General features: G+C 57.6%; 19 protein-coding genes. 7 read left to right on the top strand and 12 right to left on the bottom strand.

Annotated elements, in window-relative coordinates; all coding sequences use genetic code 11:
• Positions 1–141: 141 nt before the first annotated feature.
• Positions 142–1,863: a bifunctional isocitrate dehydrogenase kinase/phosphatase gene (gene aceK, locus AB3226_RS21765; protein ID WP_367374563.1), complete on the bottom strand. Its 1,722-nt coding sequence runs from the start codon at positions 1,861–1,863 to the stop codon at positions 142–144.
• Positions 1,864–1,992: 129 nt separating this feature from the next.
• On the opposite strand from aceK, the gene AB3226_RS21760 reads away from it, so the two are divergent.
• A complete protein-coding gene (locus AB3226_RS21760; RefSeq protein ID WP_367374562.1) occupies positions 1,993–2,901 on the top strand; it encodes a DMT family transporter in 909 nt (302 codons plus the stop codon).
• A gap of 267 nt (positions 2,902–3,168) precedes the next feature.
• On the opposite strand, the gene AB3226_RS21755 is transcribed toward AB3226_RS21760, so the two are convergent.
• Positions 3,169–4,032: a DMT family transporter gene (locus AB3226_RS21755; protein ID WP_367374561.1), complete on the bottom strand. Its 864-nt coding sequence runs from the start codon at positions 4,030–4,032 to the stop codon at positions 3,169–3,171.
• A 445-nt stretch (positions 4,033–4,477) separates the two neighbouring features.
• On the opposite strand from AB3226_RS21755, the gene AB3226_RS21750 reads away from it, so the two are divergent.
• Both AB3226_RS21750 and AB3226_RS21745 read left to right on the top strand, forming a co-directional pair.
• On the top strand, positions 4,478–5,023 hold the full coding sequence (locus AB3226_RS21750) for a hypothetical protein (protein WP_367374560.1): 546 nt from the start codon (positions 4,478–4,480) through the stop codon (positions 5,021–5,023).
• 35 nt (positions 5,024–5,058) lie between these two features.
• On the top strand, positions 5,059–5,220 hold the full coding sequence (locus AB3226_RS21745; RefSeq protein WP_367374559.1) for a hypothetical protein: 162 nt from the start codon (positions 5,059–5,061) through the stop codon (positions 5,218–5,220).
• Positions 5,221–5,277: 57 nt separating this feature from the next.
• Here AB3226_RS21745 and AB3226_RS21740 read toward each other — a convergent pair whose 3' ends face one another.
• The 4 genes from AB3226_RS21740 to cysK all read right to left on the bottom strand — a co-directional run bounded on the left by AB3226_RS21740 (position 5,278) and on the right by cysK (position 8,785).
• Entirely contained in the window at positions 5,278–6,216 is a 939-nt protein-coding gene (locus AB3226_RS21740; RefSeq protein ID WP_367374558.1) for an aspartyl/asparaginyl beta-hydroxylase domain-containing protein, read from the bottom strand.
• Positions 6,217–6,465: 249 nt separating this feature from the next.
• Positions 6,466–7,302, bottom strand: a complete 837-nt coding sequence (locus tag AB3226_RS21735) for an IS3 family transposase (protein ID WP_367372336.1) — start codon at positions 7,300–7,302, stop codon at positions 6,466–6,468.
• A complete protein-coding gene (locus AB3226_RS21730) occupies positions 7,299–7,604 on the bottom strand; it encodes a transposase (protein WP_229801896.1) in 306 nt (101 codons plus the stop codon). Before AB3226_RS21730 ends, AB3226_RS21735 begins: the two co-directional genes overlap by 4 nt.
• A gap of 206 nt (positions 7,605–7,810) precedes the next feature.
• Positions 7,811–8,785: a cysteine synthase A gene (cysK, locus tag AB3226_RS21725; RefSeq protein WP_367374557.1), complete on the bottom strand. Its 975-nt coding sequence runs from the start codon at positions 8,783–8,785 to the stop codon at positions 7,811–7,813.
• A gap of 126 nt (positions 8,786–8,911) precedes the next feature.
• Here cysK and AB3226_RS21720 point away from each other — a divergent pair, with 126 nt between their 5' ends.
• Complete coding sequence (locus tag AB3226_RS21720) at positions 8,912–9,988, top strand: DUF748 domain-containing protein (RefSeq protein ID WP_367374556.1); 1,077 nt, start codon at positions 8,912–8,914, stop codon at positions 9,986–9,988.
• On the opposite strand, the gene AB3226_RS21715 is transcribed toward AB3226_RS21720, so the two are convergent.
• Together AB3226_RS21715 and AB3226_RS21710 are read right to left on the bottom strand one after the other, a co-directional pair.
• Positions 9,985–10,488: a DUF2442 domain-containing protein gene (locus tag AB3226_RS21715; protein WP_367374555.1), complete on the bottom strand. Its 504-nt coding sequence runs from the start codon at positions 10,486–10,488 to the stop codon at positions 9,985–9,987. The genes AB3226_RS21720 and AB3226_RS21715 overlap by 4 nt on opposite strands.
• Positions 10,476–10,706, bottom strand: a complete 231-nt coding sequence (locus AB3226_RS21710; RefSeq protein WP_367374554.1) for a DUF4160 domain-containing protein — start codon at positions 10,704–10,706, stop codon at positions 10,476–10,478. The genes AB3226_RS21715 and AB3226_RS21710 overlap by 13 nt, the downstream gene beginning before the upstream one ends.
• Positions 10,707–10,909: 203 nt before the next feature.
• On the opposite strand from AB3226_RS21710, the gene AB3226_RS21705 reads away from it, so the two are divergent.
• Both AB3226_RS21705 and AB3226_RS21700 read left to right on the top strand, forming a co-directional pair.
• A complete protein-coding gene (locus tag AB3226_RS21705; protein WP_007898718.1) occupies positions 10,910–11,755 on the top strand; it encodes a MoxR family ATPase in 846 nt (281 codons plus the stop codon).
• A gap of 11 nt (positions 11,756–11,766) precedes the next feature.
• Complete coding sequence (locus AB3226_RS21700; protein WP_367374553.1) at positions 11,767–12,945, top strand: VWA domain-containing protein; 1,179 nt, start codon at positions 11,767–11,769, stop codon at positions 12,943–12,945.
• A 116-nt stretch (positions 12,946–13,061) separates the two neighbouring features.
• Here AB3226_RS21700 and AB3226_RS21695 read toward each other — a convergent pair whose 3' ends face one another.
• The 4 genes from AB3226_RS21695 to AB3226_RS21680 all read right to left on the bottom strand — a co-directional run bounded on the left by AB3226_RS21695 (position 13,062) and on the right by AB3226_RS21680 (position 16,800).
• A complete protein-coding gene (locus tag AB3226_RS21695; RefSeq protein ID WP_367374552.1) occupies positions 13,062–13,988 on the bottom strand; it encodes a biotin-dependent carboxyltransferase family protein in 927 nt (308 codons plus the stop codon).
• Positions 13,985–14,689, bottom strand: a complete 705-nt coding sequence (gene pxpB, locus AB3226_RS21690) for a 5-oxoprolinase subunit PxpB (RefSeq protein WP_367374551.1) — start codon at positions 14,687–14,689, stop codon at positions 13,985–13,987. The genes AB3226_RS21695 and pxpB overlap by 4 nt, the downstream gene beginning before the upstream one ends.
• The gene (locus tag AB3226_RS21685) at positions 14,686–15,438 is read right to left on the bottom strand and encodes a 5-oxoprolinase subunit PxpA (RefSeq protein ID WP_367374550.1); all 753 of its coding nucleotides are present in this window, start codon (positions 15,436–15,438) and stop codon (positions 14,686–14,688) included. The genes pxpB and AB3226_RS21685 overlap by 4 nt, the downstream gene beginning before the upstream one ends.
• Positions 15,439–15,516: 78 nt before the next feature.
• On the bottom strand, positions 15,517–16,800 hold the full coding sequence (locus AB3226_RS21680; protein ID WP_123360390.1) for an MFS transporter: 1,284 nt from the start codon (positions 16,798–16,800) through the stop codon (positions 15,517–15,519).
• A 147-nt stretch (positions 16,801–16,947) separates the two neighbouring features.
• Between AB3226_RS21680 and AB3226_RS21675 the strand changes: the two genes are divergently transcribed.
• The gene (locus AB3226_RS21675) at positions 16,948–17,877 is read left to right on the top strand and encodes a LysR family transcriptional regulator (RefSeq protein WP_367374549.1); all 930 of its coding nucleotides are present in this window, start codon (positions 16,948–16,950) and stop codon (positions 17,875–17,877) included.
• Positions 17,878–17,904 lie beyond the last annotated feature (27 nt).

The raw sequence follows: 17,904 nt of genomic DNA, 5'->3' as shown, positions 1-17,904 counted from the left end.
AGGGAGCTTGCTCCCGCTCGGCTGCGAAGCAGTCGTAATCCTGTCATCGCGGTTTACCTGAAGCTCCGAGATGAATGGTTTTGGGGTCGCTTCGCGACCCAGCGGGAGCAAGCTCCCTCGCCACAGGGGTCACTCGGGGCCTTATTCGTTATCGAGGCCTTTGCGCCGATACGGAAACACATCAATCACCTTCCCCGCCCGAATCGCCTCCTGCAAACTCTTCCAGTAATCGGCGTTGTACAACTCGCCGTGCAACTGATCGAACAACCGTCGTTGCCCCGAATCGGCAAACAGAAACGGTGGAAACTCCTCGGGAAACACATCCAGTGGCCCGATCGAGTACCACGGTTCGGAGGCCATTTCGTCTTCCGGTGTACGCGGTTGCGGGATGTGGCGGAAGTTGGCTTCGGTCAGGAAACAAATCTCGTCGTAGTCATAAAACACCACACGACCGTGACGGGTGACGCCAAAGTTTTTCAGCAGCATGTCGCCGGGAAAAATATTCGCCGCCGCCAGTTGCTTGATCGCCAGACCGTAATCCTCCAGCGCCTCGCGAACCTGCGCCTCGTTGGCGTGTTCCAGATAGAGGTTCAACGGCGTCATCCGGCGTTCGGTCCAGCAGTGGCGGATCAGCACCGTATCGTCCTCCACCGAGACCGTGGACGCGGCCACTTCAAGCAATTCTTCCAGGCATGCCGGCTCGAATTTGCTCAACGGGAAACGGAAGTCGGCGAACTCCTGGGTGTCGGCCATGCGCCCGACCCGGTCGACGCTTTTCACCAGGCGATACTTTTCGATAACCGTGGCGCGGTCGACGTTTTTCGACGGTGAGAAACGGTCCTTGATGATTTTGAAAACGGTGTTGAAGCCCGGCAGGGTAAACACGCTCATGACCATGCCGCGCACGCCGGGGGCCATGATGAACTGATCGTCGGTGCTGGCCAGATGATTGATCAGCGCCCGATAGAACTCGGACTTGCCATGTTTGTAGAAGCCGATCGAGGTATACAGCTCGGCGATGTGCTTGCCCGGCAGGATGCGTTTGAGAAAGCCGATGAATTCCGCCGGCACCGGCACATCGACCATGAAGTACGAACGGGTGAAGGAGAAGATGATCGACACCTCCGCCTCGTCGGTAATCAGCGCATCGATCTGGATGCCCCGGCCTTCGCGGTGCAGCAGCGGAATCACCAGCGGCCACTGTTCGTCCTGGGTGTAAATGCGCCCCACCAGATAGGCACCCTTGTTGCGGTAAAGCACTGAGGAAAACAGCTCGACACTCAGTTCCGGGTCCTTGCAGACCCAGTCCGGCAGGTTCTCGCGCAATTGCGCTTCGAGGCGACGCAGGTCGCCGGACAGATCGGCGTAATCTTCACTGAAGCGATAATCGGAAAAAATGCTCGTGAGCATGCCGGACAACTGCCCCTGCGGCTTGTAGGTGCGGGTTTGCGCGGCCCGGGCCCGGCGCAGGCTTGGCCGAGTCGTGTGGATGAACATGCAGCCGTCACTGATCAGGTCATGGCTGAACAGCCCGCAGAAAATCGAGTTGTACCAGGTCTCGGACAGTTCATCGTCAAAACGCAGGTCGATCAGGCTGATGTAAGCGCTTTTGACCAGCGGCCAGTTGCTGACGTCCATCAGCACATCGGTCGCGAACGACGCATGCAAGCGCCCTACCGTTTCGGCGACCTTTTCTTCGTAAAGGTTGATTCGCGCCGCCGACGCGACTTGCGTCTCCTGCCATTGGGCCTGCTCGAAGCGAGCTCGGGCGCCGTCGGTGATCTGACGGAAATGCTCGCGGTAATCGTCAAAGCCATCGAGGATCATTCGGGCGATGTCGGCGGCTGGCCATTGCTGCGGCATAGGTAAAACCTCGGCGGCTGTTCTTATCGTTGGAGCCTGAGCTTAGTGGCCCTGTGTGACGCAACGCAACCATTGCCTTGTGCCCTGACTGGCGCGACACTTGCGCGCCAATCAAGGAAGGAAAGCGCTGTGAACCCCGTCGATATCCTGCGTATGTTGTCGCTTGCCGCCATTTGGGGTGCGAGCTTTCTGTTCATGCGCGTGATTGCCCCAGTGATTGGCACAATCCCCACCGCTTTTTTTCGCGTATCGATTGCCGCCGTCGGGCTGCTGGTGATCCTTGGGCTGATGCGCATCAGCTGGGATTTCAAAGGCAAACTCAAGACGGTGATGCTGCTCGGGATGATCAACTCCGGGATTCCAGCAACCCTCTATTGCGTTGCGGCCCAAGTGCTGCCGGCCGGTTATTCGGCAATTTTCAACGCCACCACGCCTTTGATGGGGGTGTTGATCGGCGGCCTGTTCTTCCATGAAAAACTCACCGCCGCCAAGTTGGGAGGAGTATTTCTCGGCCTGTTAGGCGTTGGCATCCTCACCCGGGCCGGGCCGGTGGCGTTCAACATGGAACTGCTGATGGGCGCACTCGCGTGCCTGATGGCCACCACCTGCTATGGCTTTGCCGGGTTCCTCGCCCGGCGCTGGCTCGACCATGCCGGCGGCCTCGACAGTCGCCTTTCGGCGCTGGGCAGCATGCTCGGCGCGACGTTGTTGTTGCTGCCACTGTTTGGCTACAGCGTGATCAGCCAGCCACCGGCGAGCTGGGGCGGCTGGAGTGTCTGGCTGTCGTTGCTGGGGTTGGGTTTGGTATGCACGGCCTTTGCCTACATTATTTATTTCCGTTTGCTCAGCTCGATCGGCCCGGTGAAATCGATGACCGTGACCTTCATGATCCCGCCGTTCGGCGTGCTGTGGGGGGCGCTGTTGCTGGATGAGCCTCTGTCGATGGCGCACCTCTATGGCGGGGTGTTGATTGCGGTGGCGTTGTGGCTGGTGTTGAAGCCGGCGGTGGTGAAGACGGCTGAGGTGGTTGCCAGGTAGTGATGTGCTGCCGCTGATAACGCCATCGCGGGCAAGCCCGCTCCCACAGTAGTTTGTGTCGTACCCATATTCTGTAAGCAACACCTAATCCTGTGGGAGCGGGCTTGCCCGCGATGGCGTCGGCTCAGACCACTACAAAGGCAACTGACTCACCTCCCCATCCACCAACCGCCGAATCCCCAGCGGATTAGCGTTCTGCAGTGCCGGGGGCAGCATTCGCTGACCAAATAAACAAGGCCCAGAGCTCATGCCCCGGGCCTTTCGGTTTCAAGCGCTCTTACGGAACACAAACACCAGGCCGACGATGATCAGCCCCATGCCCAACAGACTCAACACCGCCAATCGATTACCGAAAAACAGGTAATCCATCACCGCCGTCACCGCCGGTACCAGATAGAACAGGCTGGTGACATTCACCAGATTGCCCCGGGCGATCAGTCGATACAGCAGCAAAGTCGCCAGCACTGATACCACCAACCCCATCCACAACACCGGCACGATGAACCCCGTACTGTGTTCAAGGTGAAACGGCTGGAACGGCACGAAAACCCCGCAGAGCAACAACCCCGCCAGGTACTGCACCGGCAGTGTGCCGAGGGGGTTATCGGTGATGCGTTTCTGCATGATCGAACCGAACGTCATGCTCGCCAGCGCCAACAGACCGAAGAGCATTCCGGCCAACGACATGCCGGCCAGACCGATGCCCTGATAGACCACCATGATCAACCCGGCCAAGCCCAACGCCAGACCGAACATCCGGCTTATTGATCGGTGCCGCTCCATGATCACTACGGTGAGAATCGGTTGAACGCCCATGATGGTTGCCATCATCCCCGGCGTGACTTTGAGGTCGAGAGCCAGCAGATAGAAAATCTGATAAGCCCCCAGCAACACCACGCCTGTGGCCATCGCATACAACATCGGCTTGCCGCCCTTGGGCAGTTTCAGCTTGAGTAACGGCACCAGCAGCACCAACCCGCACAGGGCAATGGCGAAGCGAACCAGCAGAAAGGCAAAGGGTGACGCATGGGCCAGGCCCCATTTGGAGAAGATCGCCCCGCTGCTCCACAGCAAAACGAACAGGCTCGTGGACGCCGCCGCGAGCGCGGATTTTTTCGAAAGAACAAACATGAATACCACCTGTAGTCAGGCAAAAAGCCAACTCAGCCGAAGCTGAAATTCAGTAGTTTTTTCAGGCGCTTTTCAGATGGGCATGGGGACAGCAGAAAAAAGCTGATCAGCCCGAAAAGCCAACGCCTGGCGGTGATACGACTGCGCACACCGGCGTGCTACTGACAGGTGGGGGGTAATGACTGATCTGCGCAGGCTGCTGATTCCCGCACGGCACGACGCCAGCGTTGACCGCTGAATCGACTACCGCATTGATGGGGGAAGCTGGCATGGGCTGATCTTTTTTGATGGGTGAAAGAGTGGCTCAGGAAACCACAGAGGGCCGACTATAACCAGCGTGTGACATGGATTGCAATGACTTGGACAAAGGGCCAGTAAAGACAGCTGCTTACTCTGGGAGAAATGGAATCGCCCGTGATGGGGGACATGGAATGCAAGAGATCGAATGCCAAGGGAACGGACACATCTTCGGTATCAGTTGTATCGGTCAAGGGCTAGAAAGCTTGCAGGCGTTCACACTGCCCACCTGCAAAATCAACTGGATCTGGCTGGCCCAACAGTTCTCGATTTATCAAAGGTACGCTTCGAAGCCATTGACGCGCAGGCACTGGATGCTTGTGAGCACTGGCAAGATCCACACTTCTCATGGGGTGAGGTCGTTGAATGGAAAGCGCGGGAGCCCTTGGCTCTGGACATCGCTATCTGGTTTGAAGAAGAACTGTGCGGACTATGCTTCGTCAATCCAAACAATAGCCGGCGACGAATCCGCATCGTGCGATTGGAGGGGCGACCGAAGGAGGCACATCCTTTGAAAAACCGTATTGCGACACTGGCGATGTTAGTCATTGAGCAGTACGCGCAAATCATTGGTAGTCGGCTTCTCGAAGTTCAGGAGCCATGCGTAGGCGCTGTTTCAATTTATCAACAGCTCGGCTTTAACTTCGATACAGAAGGCCGACTTGTCAAAACCCTGGAGAGCCTAGTATCGTGACAACTGTTCAATTAATGACCAGCTTCGGAGGGAATATGCGCAAAGTGATCAAAAAATCTCACACAAAGAAAAGCTCTCCCTCCAGCGACAACAAATCCGATGATGTGAAGTTGACGGCCAGTCAGCAGCGCCTTCTACAGATACTCATTACGGGCACCGAAACCGAAGAGCCTAGTCTGCTTGCCGGGCGCCCCTAAAACTCGCAGATAAAAAAACCGCTCCCAAGAAGCGGTTTTTTCATTCAGCAATCGGCCTCAGCCAACCAACCAATACCCCAACAACGTCAACACCACCACCGCCAGCACCGGCCGCAGTACGCGGTAGGCTTTGGGATTGTGGCGTTTCCACTGTTTGACCACACCGCTGAATTTGTCACTTGAGTTCTTGCTCCAGGCATAGGCCTGATTGATCCCGCCCACGCGTTCATCGTCAAGGTTCTGGGGTGCAGTGGCGCGCCCCAGCAAGCCGCTGATCGAGCGGTTGATGCGGGTCATGAGGCGATTGCTCAGCGGTCGCTCGATGTCGCAAAACAGGATGACCCGGGTTTGCTCGGTTTCGTTCTTGACCCAGTGCACGTAGGTTTCATCGAACATCACGTCTTCGCCATCACGCCAGGCATAGACCTGCCCGTCGACAAAGATGCGGCAATCGTCGGAGTTCGGTGTCGACAACCCCAGGTGATAACGCAGGGAACCGGCGAACGGGTCGCGATGCGGGTTGAGGTGACTGCCTCCGGGCAGCAGCGCAAACATGGCGCCTTTGACGTTGGGAATACTGCTGACCAACGCCACGGTTTTCGGGCACAAGGCTTCGGCTGACGGCAGCGGTTTGTCGTACCACTTGAGGTAGAAACGCTTCCAGCCCTTCTTGAAGAACGAACCGAAACCGGCATCGTTGTTCTTTTCGGCGGCGCGAATGTAGCCCTCGTCGAACAAGTGCATGGCTTCGTCGCGGATAACTTCCCAGTTGTCCCTGAGTACGTCCAGTTCCGGGAACTTGCTGCGGTCCAGGTAGGGTTTGGACGGTACGCCGGAGAACAGGTACATCAAGGCGTTGTAAGGCGCGAACAGAGCCGAATGATTGACGAACTGACGCAGGACCGGCAAACGCGCCTTGCCACGCAAGTGCACATAGAGTGTGCTGCCCAGGAATAGCAGCAACACCGACGCCTTCGCGACAAAAGAAAAGCTCATCTACGACTCCTTGAGGATAGGTAACTCCGCACAACGCCATTTACCCGACGTGGCAGTCGGCCATGATAAACACTACCGGCCTCGGGAAAAACCCGCATAACTCAACATTCAGCGTTAAGGATTGCGCAATAAAGCACTTCTTAACATAGGGTTCCTGAACAGGGGCTGACCTGAATCAACCCCTGTGACACAGAATCTGTAGGAGCGTGGCTGATCTGGTCAAGTAATCCCGGACACCAGTTACGGTGTTTATGCCGCTTTTAGCTCCATAGCTATTGGCGACAGGTAGTTGTTGTAGCTGTGGAGCCTGGTGCGGTTGTAGTACATGAAGAAACGCACCATATCGGTTTGTGCTTCCTCGCTCGTGCTGTAGCCGTTGCGAGGGACCCATTCTGACTTCAGGGTGCCGAAAAAGCGTTCCGTTGGAGCATTGTCCCAACACTGCCCGCGATGACTCATGCTCTGCAAAATGCCATGGCGCATCAGCTCTTCTTGAAACTTGCGACTGGTGTACTGACAGCCCTGATCCGAATGGAACATCAACCCAGGTGGGCAGGTTCGAAGCTCTGTCGCCATGCGTAGCGCTTTACTCACCAAGTTGGCGTCATTGACCAGCGAAAATGCCCAACCAATGACCCGACGAGCAAACAAATCGATCACGATGGCCAGATGAACCCAGCGCTTGCCTACCATCAAGCTTGTAACGTCGCCACACCAGACTTGATTGACCGCGGTCGGCTTGAAATTGCGCTTGAGCAGGTTGGGCGCGACAAATGCTTCAACTCCTTTGGACCTGAATGGATGAGGCTGGCGTTGTTTGCTGACAATGTTGGCTTCCCTCATCAGGGCTTTAACAAGGCTTCTTCCGACCGCTATGTTTTGGGCCTGCAGATGCTTGCTGATCGTTCTGGACCCCATGGCTTCCCGGCTTTCGCTGTGCAGTTCGACCACCTTCCCCTTGAGCTCTTCGCGCTCGATCTTAGGCCGCGAGAGACGCTGTAGCCATTCGTAAAAGCTGCTGCGCTTCACATCGAAAACGCGACACAGGATGGCGGTCGGGAATGACTCTCTTAGCTCCGCGATCATCGAAAACGATCGGGATCCGACATCAAGAGAGCGGTAGCCTTTTTTAAGATTTCGGCTTCCATTTCCATGCGTTTGATCTTGGCTTTCAAATCCTGAATCTGGCGCTGATCCTCAGTAATGGCCTTGGTGCCTTGAACCGGTTGCCCCTTGTGTTCCTTGCGAACCTGATCCACCCAGCGCCGCAACGCGGTGGCGCTAATGTCCAGCGACGCGCAGACTTCCTGTACCGAACAACCGTCATCAATCACCATGCTGGCTGCACGATGTTTGAACTCGCGGGAAAAGACTCTTCTTTCTTTCATGGAACCTCCAAATTGGCGAAATCATATCGCCCTTAAGAGGTGTCCGGAATTATTAGGCCAGATCAGGCTTGCCCGCGAAGAACGATGACGCGCAATACCTGAAAAACCGTGGTGCATTCTTCGCGGGCAAGTCGGATCGCCGCACCGCTCGCTCCTACAGGACTTTGGGGCTTGCCCTCGTTCGGCTGCAAAGCAGTCGTAAAATGTTACTGCTGATTTTCCTGTTCGGTGAACAGGTCACTAAACAGCATGCTCGACAAGTAGCGTTCGCCAGAGTCGGGCAGGATCACCACGATGGTCTTGCCCTGCATCTCTGGGGTTTCGGCCAGCCGCACAGCCACCGCCATGGCGGCGCCGCACGAGATACCACTCAAAATCCCTTCTTCCTGCATCAGGCGCAGGGCCATCGCCTTGGATTCGTCGTCGCTGACCAGTTCGACCCGGTCAACCATCGACAAGTCCAGGTTCTTCGGCACAAAACCGGCGCCAATGCCCTGGATTTTATGAGGGCTCGGTTTGATCTCTTCCCCGGCGATTGTCTGGGTAATCACTGGAGACACCAGCGGCTCCACCGCCACCGAGATTATCGGCTTGCCCTGGGTATTCTTGATATACCGCGAAACCCCGGTAATGGTTCCACCTGTCCCGACGCCTGCCACCAATACGTCGACTGCGCCGTCGGTGTCGTTCCATATTTCCGGGCCGGTGGTTTTTTCGTGGATGGCCGGGTTGGCCGGGTTTTCAAATTGCGCCGGCATGAAGTAAGTGGACGGGTCGCTGGCGAGGATTTCGGCGGCCTTCTCGATCGCGCCTTTCATGCCTTTGGCCGGTTCCGTCAGCACCAGTTCGGCGCCAAGGGCCTTGAGCACCTTGCGTCGTTCGATGCTCATGGACGCCGGCATGGTCAGCACCAGCCGGTAACCGCGGGCGGCGGCAACGAACGCCAGGCCGATGCCGGTGTTGCCCGAAGTCGGTTCGATGATGGTCATGCCAGGCTTGAGTTTACCGCTGCTTTCAGCCTCCCAGATCATGTTCGCGCCAATCCGGCACTTGACCGAATAACCGGGGTTGCGCCCTTCGATCTTGGCCAGGATGGTGACACCGCGCGGGGCAATACGGTTGATCTGCACCAGCGGCGTATTGCCAATGGAATGGGCGTTGTCAGCATAAATACGGCTCATGGCTGGGTCCTTATACAGCGTTGAATTAGCTGTCCAAGGTATGCCTGTTACCCGTGGTCGTCCAGTCAGTCGAACGTCCGCTTACCCCCGCAGTCAATCGCTTTATACCGCCAGAGATTTGCCGCCATGAAGCGTCGATACAGTTGGCCCCTGTGGACCCTCGCCGGCCTCGTTCTGCTGCTGGTTGCCCTGCACATTGCCCTGCCCTACATGGTGCGCGATTACCTCAATGAGAGATTGGCGAACATGGGTGACTACCGCGGGCAGATTACCGACGTGGACCTGGCTCTGTGGCGCGGCGCCTACAAAATCAACGGACTGAAAATCGTCAAGGTCAATGGCAAGGTCCCGGTGCCTTTCGTCAACGCGCCATTGATTGACCTCTCCGTCAGCTGGCACTCGCTCTGGTATGACCACGCAGTGGTGGCCGAGGCGCAGTTCGACAAACCCGAGGTGAACTTCGTCGACGGCGGGGCCAACAAGAAAAATTCCCAGACCGGTGAGGGCACCGACTGGCGGGCACAATTGGAAAAATTGCTGCCGATAACCCTCAACGAAGTGCGGATCAACGACGGCCGGGTCACCTTTCGAAATTTCAATTCAAAACCGCCCGTGAACATGAATGCTACCCAAGTCAATGCCAGCATTTACAACCTGACCAATGTGGTCGACACCAAAGGCAAACGCGACGCCCGTTTCGACGGCAAGGCGCTGTTGCTGGGGCATGCGCCGCTGGAAACCACGGCAACCTTCGATCCGCTGAGCGACTTCCAGGATTTCGAGTTCCGCCTGCGCGCCAGGAACCTTCAACTCAAACGCATGAACGACTTCGCCTCGGCCTACGGCAAGTTCGACTTCAATGCCGGCCACGGTGACCTGGTCATCGAAGCCGAGGCCAACAAGGGCCAACTCACTGGCTACATCAAGCCGCTATTGCGGGACGTCGATGTGTTCAATTGGCAACAGGACGTGGAGAACAAGGACAAAGGGATTTTTCGCTCCATTTGGGAAGCACTCGTCGGGGGCACCGAGAACGTATTGAAGAACCAGCCGAAAAATCAGTTCGCCACTCGCGTCCAGCTCAGAGGTAGCGTGCATCAGAAAGATATCAGCGCGTTCGAGGCTTTTTTGCAGATTTTACGCAACGGTTTTATCCAGGCATTCAATGCCCAGTACGAACGACCCAAGCCGGATACCGATTAAGATTTGCGTGTGATGGTGTAACGACCGGTTTCTTCGGCTGCCCGCGCCGGATTTGATTGCTGCTGCAAGAAGTCCCAGCCCAGACATGCCAAGGCCAACGACCGCGGCACAGCTTCACGACCACTGCTGTAGCGACTGATACTGCGGGCACTGACGCCCAGCGCTTCGGCCGCCTGATTCAGCGGCAATCCGGTGCGAGCACGCCAATCGATGAAAATACGGGTGTTTTCATCTGCCGCATTTTGCGCAAGGGCATCCAGATACAGCGTGTCTGCACCAATCTGGATATCCAGCTCGGGCCACTCCACGCTCCAGCCATCGTCACCCAAGGCTGCGCCTTCAAAAGCACGGTCTTCCAACAATGGTTGCAGCCCTGGGTACGAATGCAGGTCGCGACTTAAATCGAGGCTCAGTTGCTGGCCATCGATAAAAGTCAGCGCCAGCCTGTAACCCGGCAGTACCTGCACAGCCGACAGCCGTGGTCGTTTCATGGGTAACATCGTTTCCAATCCTCCAGCAATTGCGCCTGATGGGCCCTGACCCAGTCCAGCGCTTCCTTGATGATCAGCGGCGGCGCCTTGCCCACCATCACTTCGACGGTTTCCAGGCTGAGCATCACGTCCAACCCGCCACCGGTCAGATGCACATGGGGCGGCGGATGATCCTTCTCGCGCAACTGAATACGGTACGTATCGCGAAATCTGTATTTAGTAGACATACCCCGCAAGCTATCGCCAAAATGGCGATAGCTCAATACTGGCCAGCAGCCGAGACTGAGTCAAGATGTGACGCCCCATTCAGAGACTGAATAAGCCGTCTGCGTTCACAGTCGACCGGGCAGCGCGTTATAGTCGAGTCTGAATATTTATTGCGCCCCGCCCTGCCTCGTTCAGGTCGGCGTTACCGTTCGAGGATTAGCAGATGAAGTTCGAAGGCACCCAGGCCTACGTCGCCACCGATGACCTGAAGCTGGCGGTCAACGCCGCCATCACCCTGGAACGGCCATTGCTGGTCAAGGGCGAACCAGGCACCGGCAAGACCATGCTCGCCGAGCAACTGGCCGAGTCCTTCGGCGCCAAGTTGATTACCTGGCACATCAAGTCCACCACCAAGGCGCATCAAGGTTTGTACGAGTACGACGCGGTCAGTCGCCTGCGGGACTCGCAGCTGGGTACGGAGAAGGTCCACGACGTTCGCAACTACCTCAAAAAGGGCAAGCTCTGGGAAGCGTTCGAGTCCGAAGAGCGGGTGATTCTGCTGATCGACGAAATCGACAAGGCCGACATCGAGTTCCCTAACGACCTGCTGCAAGAACTCGACAAGATGGAGTTCTACGTTTACGAGATCGACGAGACCATCAAGGCCAAGAAGCGCCCGATCATCATCATTACCTCCAACAACGAGAAAGAGCTGCCGGACGCTTTCCTGCGCCGCTGCTTCTTCCACTACATCGCCTTCCCGGATCGCGTCACGATGCAACGGATCGTCGACGTGCATTATCCGAACATCAAGAAAGACCTGGTCAGCGAAGCGCTGGACGTGTTCTTCGACGTACGCAAAGTGCCGGGCCTGAAGAAGAAGCCATCGACCTCCGAACTGGTGGACTGGCTGAAGCTGCTGATGGCCGACAACATCGGCGAAGCGGTGCTGCGCGAGCGCGATCCGACCAAGGCCATTCCGCCACTGGCAGGCGCTTTGGTAAAGAACGAGCAGGATGTGCAACTGCTTGAGCGCCTGGCGTTCATGAGCCGTCGCGGCACTCGATAAGGGCAAATGCCATGCTGCTCAACCTGTTCAATGAAATGCGTGCAGCCAAGGTGCCGGTCTCGGTGCGTGAACTGCTGGACCTGATCAACGCGCTGAAACAGCGCGTGACCTTCGCCGACATGGACGAGTTTTATTACTTGTCGCGGGCGATTCTGGTGAAAGATGAAAAGCATTTCGACAAGTTCGACCGGGCGTTCGGGGCCTACTTCAATGGCCTGGAAAAGCTCGACGATCACCTTCAGGCATTGATTCCGGAAGACTGGCTGCGCAAGGAATTTGAGCGTTCCCTGACCGATGAAGAGCGGGCCGCGATCCAGTCCCTGGGTGGGCTGGACAAGCTGATAGAAGAGTTCAAAAAGCGTCTGGAAGAACAGAAAGAACGCCATGCCGGCGGCAACAAATGGATCGGCACCGGTGGCACCAGCCCGTTCGGCTCCGGTGGCTTCAACCCGGAAGGTATTCGGGTCGGCGATGCCGGCAAGCGTCAAGGCAAAGCGGTCAAAGTCTGGGATCAGCGCGAGTACAAGAACCTCGACGATTCGGTCGAACTGGGCACTCGCAACATCAAGGTCGCCCTGCGTCGCCTGCGTAAATTCGCCCGTCAGGGCGCGGCGGAAGAACTCGACATCGACGGCACCATCGACCACACCGCGCGCGATGCCGGGTTGCTGAACATCCAGATGCGTGCGGAGCGCCGCAACACCGTCAAGTTACTGTTGCTGTTCGACATCGGCGGCTCGATGGACGCCCACGTAAAGATCTGCGAAGAACTGTTCTCGGCCTGCAAGACCGAGTTCAAGCATCTGGAGTACTTCTACTTCCACAATTTCATTTATGAATCGGTGTGGAAGAACAACATGCGCCGCACTTCCGAGCGCACCGCCACCCAGGACCTGCTGCACAAATACGGCGCCGATTACAAAGTGATCTTCATCGGCGACGCCGCCATGGCGCCCTATGAAATCACCCAGGCCGGTGGCAGCGTCGAGCACTGGAACGAAGAAGCCGGGTACGTGTGGATGCAGCGCTTCAAGGAAAAGTACAAGAAGCTCATCTGGATCAACCCGTACCCGAAAGACACTTGGGGCTATACCTCGTCGACCAACATCGTGCGGGATTTGATTGATGACCAGATGTTCCCGCTGACGTTGCGGGGGTTGGAGGAAGGGATGCGTTTTTTGTCCAAGTAATCTCTGTTGTCTGGACTGACGCCATCGCGGGCAAGCCCGCTCCCACAAGGATTAGCGTTGTTCACACATTTTGTGAGCACCATCTACCCTGTGGGAGCGGGCTTGCCCGCGATGCTTTAGCGGCCTAAAAAACGGCGTAAATACTCGACCTGTTCCCGATGCGCGACATCCTGCACCACCGGTTTCAACCGCACCTTCGCCCCCGGCAAACACTGCGCCAGTCGCGCCAATGCCAACGGCGTCAACGCTCCCAATCGCGGATAACCGCCAATGGTCTGCCGATCATTGAGCAGCACAATCGGCTGCCCGTCCGGCGGCACCTGGACCGCGCCCAGCGGGATGCCTTCGGAAATCATCGGCTTGCCCTGATACTGCAACGCCGTTCCAAGCAGGCGAATGCCCATCCGGTCGGCACGGCTGTCGAGGGTCCAGACGCTGTTGAACGCGTCGAACGAACTCTGTCCACTGAACTCGCCGATCTGTGCACCGAGCACCAGGTCCAGCGGCGCATTGAGTTTGAAGTCCGGCACTTGTTCGGGCGCCAACGCCCGCAGCAGTAACAGCGAGCTCCCCGAATAGCTCAACTGCGCATCTTTGGCCAACGCCCGACCCATGCCATCCAGCCCACCGAGCTCCTCACGGACCACCGTTGCGCTACTGCCCAACACCTTTGGCGCATCAAATCCGCCCGGGGCCGCCAAATAAGCCCGAGCGCCAAGCAGCGGCTGGGTGAATTGCAATTGCTGACCTTTGTTCAGCCTGAAACTGCGCCACGGTGCCAATGCCTCGCCATCCACCTGCGCCCCCAGATCCGCTCCGGCTAACGCCAGCACGCAATCTTCCTGGGCAACGACCGCAAACCCGCCGAGGGTGATTTCGAGCACCGATGCATCCAGCCCATTGCCCAGCAGCCAATTGGCCCACGACATCGAACGCCAATCCGCCGCCCCGCCCTGGGTTACGCCCAGATGCCGCACGCCAAACCGCCCGGCGTCCTGCAACAGGCACAGCGGTGTACTTGCTTCAATCGTCAGTCGGCTCATGCCAAGGACTCCAACGGCGTGTCATCACCGCCAAGATTGATGAACTCGGCATGGCTGACCGCTTCGAAGCGCACGGTGTCGCCCGGTCGCATCAGGCTGTAGCCGTCGCGCTCGCGGTCGAACAATTTGGCCGGGGTGCGGCCGATCAGGTTCCAGCCGCCGGGGGACACCACCGGATAAGCCGCCGTCTGGCGTTCGGCGATACCAACACTGCCGGCAGCGACTTTTTTGCGCGGAGTATTCATACGCGGTGCAGCCAATATTTCCTCTACCAATCCCATGAAGGCAAACCCCGGCGCGAAGCCCAACGCGAACACTTGGTACTCGCGTCCGCTGTGGCGTTGGATCACCTCTTCCACCGTTAATCCGCTGCGCTGAGACAGCAACGTCAGTTCCGGGCCGACACTCAGGTCATACCAGACCGGCAACACATGACATTTACCGCTAGTGCGGGCGTTGGGCGACAGATCGATCAAGGCTTGCGCGATCAACTCCCGCGCCTGGGCCGGATTCAGTGCCATCAAATCGTAGTGCACCATCAACGTCGTGTAGGACGGCACCAGATCGATCAAATGGCTGGCGAACGCTTCTCGCAGACGCTCGCTGGCGGCGAGCATCCACGGCATGTTGGCTTCGCTGATTTCATCGAACAGACGCACCATCAGGCAATCCAGCGCCACCACTTCTACCCGTGGTTTCATGATGCACTCTGCTGATTCAAGGCTTCGCGAATGCGCTGCACAGCGGCCACCGAACTGGCGTTATCGCCGTGTACGCACAAGGTGTTGGCCTGCAGGTGCAAGGCGCGGCCATCGCTGGCCGTAAGATTGTCACCGCGGGCAATGATCAACGCCTGTTCGATGATTTTCTCGGGATCGTGATGCACCGCGCCCGGCAGTTGCCGCGAGACCAGCCTGCCTGCGCTGTCGTAAGCGCGATCGGCGAAGGCTTCGAACCACAACGTCACGCCATATTCATCGCCGAGTTGCTGCGCAGCGCTGTTGTCGCGGGTCGCCATCAGCATCAATGGCAGCGTCCGGTCGTAGGCTGCCACGGCCTGAATCACCGCGCGCAGTTGCGCCGGATTGGCCATCATGTCGTTGTACATCGCGCCGTGGGGTTTGACGTAGCTCACCCGCCCGCCCTGAGCCCGGCAAATGCCGTCGAGGGCGCCGATCTGGTAATGCAACAGATCCTGCAGTTCCTGGGCGGTGTACGCCATGGATCGGCGACCGAACCCCACCAGATCCTGATAGGCCGGATGAGCACCAATCTGCACGCCGTGGCCCAGGGCCAGGCTGACGGTCTTGCGCATGATGCTCGGATCGCCGGCGTGGAAGCCGCAGGCAATGTTGGCGCAGTCGATGAAGGGCATGACCTCGGTGTCCAGACCCATCGTCCAGTTACCGAAACTCTCGCCGATGTCGCAGTTCAATAGCAGGCGGTTCACGGTGAACACTCCTGTAGGCTTTTATCTTCTTAGCTGAAGGACATATGCCCCTCAGATTATCAGTTACCGGATATTCGGTTATTGAGCGTCGAGTTGCTTGCCACGAGTTTCCGGCAGGCTCAGGGCCGCCAGGATCACTACCCCGTAGGACACCGCCGCGAAGGCACCGATTCCCACGCTCAGTGGCACCTTCTGGCTGAGCAAGCCGATCAGCAGCGGGAACAACGCCGCCAATGCCCGACCGATGTTGTAGCAAAAACCCTGGCCCGAGCCGCGAATCCGCGTCGGAAACAGCTCAGTCAAAAACGCGCCCATGCCGCTGAAGATCCCCGAAGCGAAGAAGCCCAGAGGGAAACCCAGCCAGAGCATCACGCCGTTGCTGACCGGCAATTGGGTGTACAGCAGAACAATGGTGAACGAGCCGACAGCGAACAGAATGAAATTCTTTTTACGACCGAGGATGTCAGTCAAATACGCGCTGATCACGTACCCGACGTAGGACCCGACGATCACCATCGCCAGATAGCCGCCGGTGCCGAGTACGCTCAAGCCCCGTTCGTTTTTCAGAAAGGTCGGCAACCAGGAAGTGATCGCGTAGTAACCGCCGAGGGCGCCGGTGGTCAGGATCGATGCGCGGATTGTGGTGAATAGGATGCCGGGGGCGAAGATCTCGTAGAACTTGGCCGGGTTGCTTGGTTCTTGCTTAGCCTTGGCTTCGCGGTAGATTTCCGGGTCCTTGACCAGGCGACGGACGAAGATCACGAAAATCGCCGGCACGATGCCGAGGATGAACAACGCCCGCCACGCGTCTTCCGGCGGCAGTACGGAAAATAGCAGCGCATACAGGATCGCGGTAAGCCCCCAACCCAACGCCCAACCCGATTGCACCATGCCGACGGCTTTGCCACGGTCCTTGGCGCGAATCACTTCGCCCATCAGCACGGCACCGGCGGTCCATTCACCGCCGAAACCGAAGCCCATTAACGTACGGCTGATCAACAGTTGTTCGTAGTTCTGGGCGAAGCCGCAGAGGAAGGTGAAAAAGGCAAACCATAGAACGGTCAGTTGCAGGGTGCGCACCCGGCCGATGCGATCAGAGAGAATCCCCGCCACCCAACCACCGATGGCCGAGGCAATCAGGGTGCTGGTGTGAATCAGCCCGGCTTCGCCAGTGGTAATGCCCCACATGGCAATCAGGGTCGGCACCACAAAACTGAGCATCTGGGTGTCCATGCCGTCCAGGCCATAGCCGATCTTGCAGCTCCAGAACGTACGACGTTCCTGCTTATTGATGTTGTGGTACCAATCGAAGGGTCCCGGGCGAGCCGTGGCTTTGGGAATGAGGGTGTCGGGCGCACTCATGGCAAGTCTCCGTGCAAATTTTATTGGTATTGTTCTGAGCCCCGACGACGCCTATCGTGGGAACCGGATGCGTCGATTTTTGGACGCTTGGCCCTGCTGCGTCCAACTAATAAAAACCCGGCCAAGGCATAAGAAAAAGTTGATCCCATGAACCTGAAGTTTCTCGAGACCTTTGTCTGGGTCGCTCGACTCAAGAGTTTCCGCCTGACGGCAGACAAGCTCTTCACCACCCAGGCGTCGATTTCCAGCCGTATCGCCGTGCTCGAAGGCGAGCTCGGGGTGAAGCTGTTCTTGCGCGATTCTCGCGGCGTGAGCCTGACGCCTGAAGGCCTGAAAGTGCTCGAATACGCCGAGCAGATGATGGACACGATGCAGGCGCTCAAGCAGTCGATCGAGACACGTTCGAGTAAGGTCGGACGAATCCGGATCGGCGTGATGGACACCGTGATCCACACCTGGCTCAGCCCGTTGGTGGCGCAGATGATGGATCATTACCCGCTGGTGGAAATCGAGCTGGTGGCCGATACCGCACTCAACCTCTGCGATCAGCTGCAAAAAGGCTTTCTCGATCTGATCCTGCAAACCGACCTGCTACGCCAGGAAAGCGTACGGAGCCTGGAGCTGGCCAGTCATCCGATGGGCTGGATCGTCGCCAGCAATTCCATCTACAACCGCGAGTATTCAGGTGTCGCCGACCTGGCGCGGGAGCGGATCATTACCTATTCGAAAAACTCCCATCCTCATCAGGACATCTTGAGCCTGATGCAGGCCAATGGGGTTATGGCGCCACGATTGAACTGTGTGAATTCAGTGTCGGCGATTACCCGATTGTTACGGGACGGATTTGGCATTGGCGCGTTGCCGCCAGTGCTGGTAGCCGAAGAATTGGCACGGGGGGAATTGACCTTGCTGGCCATCGATCAGCGACCTCCGAACTTGCAGGTGGTGGTGTCGTGGCGGGTTGGCGTGGAATGGGTCGAAGAAATCGTGGCGTTGTGTCAGCACGTCGTGGAGCGCTATGCGCAAAAAGTGGGCGAGCAGTACATCGTCTTGAGCAAACCACAGGCCAGCATCTGAAGGATACTTCTCAAAGTCTAAATCTGA

It is taken from the genome of Pseudomonas lini, assembly GCF_964063345.1.
GTDB classification, from domain to species: Bacteria; Pseudomonadota; Gammaproteobacteria; order Pseudomonadales; family Pseudomonadaceae; genus Aquipseudomonas; species Aquipseudomonas lini_B.
Note: the sequence above shows the minus strand (reverse complement) of the source record. Positions and strands in the feature narration are given on the sequence as shown.

What these genes read in the sequence shown, in the direction of transcription:
- aceK (WP_367374563.1), bottom strand. Translation starts at nt 1,863, where the DNA reads ATGCCGCAGCAATGGCCAGCCGCCGACATCGCCCGAATGATCCTCGAT.
- AB3226_RS21755 (WP_367374561.1), bottom strand. Translation starts at nt 4,032, where the DNA reads ATGTTTGTTCTTTCGAAAAAATCCGCGCTCGCGGCGGCGTCCACGAGC.
- AB3226_RS21750 (WP_367374560.1), top strand. Translation starts at nt 4,478, where the DNA reads ATGCCAAGGGAACGGACACATCTTCGGTATCAGTTGTATCGGTCAAGG.
- AB3226_RS21745 (WP_367374559.1), top strand. Translation starts at nt 5,059, where the DNA reads ATGCGCAAAGTGATCAAAAAATCTCACACAAAGAAAAGCTCTCCCTCC.
- AB3226_RS21740 (WP_367374558.1), bottom strand. Translation starts at nt 6,216, where the DNA reads ATGAGCTTTTCTTTTGTCGCGAAGGCGTCGGTGTTGCTGCTATTCCTG.
- AB3226_RS21735 (WP_367372336.1), bottom strand. Translation starts at nt 7,302, where the DNA reads ATGATCGCGGAGCTAAGAGAGTCATTCCCGACCGCCATCCTGTGTCGC.
- AB3226_RS21730 (WP_229801896.1), bottom strand. Translation starts at nt 7,604, where the DNA reads ATGAAAGAAAGAAGAGTCTTTTCCCGCGAGTTCAAACATCGTGCAGCC.
- cysK (WP_367374557.1), bottom strand. Translation starts at nt 8,785, where the DNA reads ATGAGCCGTATTTATGCTGACAACGCCCATTCCATTGGCAATACGCCG.
- AB3226_RS21720 (WP_367374556.1), top strand. Translation starts at nt 8,912, where the DNA reads ATGAAGCGTCGATACAGTTGGCCCCTGTGGACCCTCGCCGGCCTCGTT.
- AB3226_RS21715 (WP_367374555.1), bottom strand. Translation starts at nt 10,488, where the DNA reads ATGTTACCCATGAAACGACCACGGCTGTCGGCTGTGCAGGTACTGCCG.
- AB3226_RS21710 (WP_367374554.1), bottom strand. Translation starts at nt 10,706, where the DNA reads ATGTCTACTAAATACAGATTTCGCGATACGTACCGTATTCAGTTGCGC.
- AB3226_RS21705 (WP_007898718.1), top strand. Translation starts at nt 10,910, where the DNA reads ATGAAGTTCGAAGGCACCCAGGCCTACGTCGCCACCGATGACCTGAAG.
- AB3226_RS21700 (WP_367374553.1), top strand. Translation starts at nt 11,767, where the DNA reads ATGCTGCTCAACCTGTTCAATGAAATGCGTGCAGCCAAGGTGCCGGTC.
- AB3226_RS21695 (WP_367374552.1), bottom strand. Translation starts at nt 13,988, where the DNA reads ATGAGCCGACTGACGATTGAAGCAAGTACACCGCTGTGCCTGTTGCAG.
- pxpB (WP_367374551.1), bottom strand. Translation starts at nt 14,689, where the DNA reads ATGAAACCACGGGTAGAAGTGGTGGCGCTGGATTGCCTGATGGTGCGT.
- AB3226_RS21680 (WP_123360390.1), bottom strand. Translation starts at nt 16,800, where the DNA reads ATGAGTGCGCCCGACACCCTCATTCCCAAAGCCACGGCTCGCCCGGGA.
- AB3226_RS21675 (WP_367374549.1), top strand. Translation starts at nt 16,948, where the DNA reads ATGAACCTGAAGTTTCTCGAGACCTTTGTCTGGGTCGCTCGACTCAAG.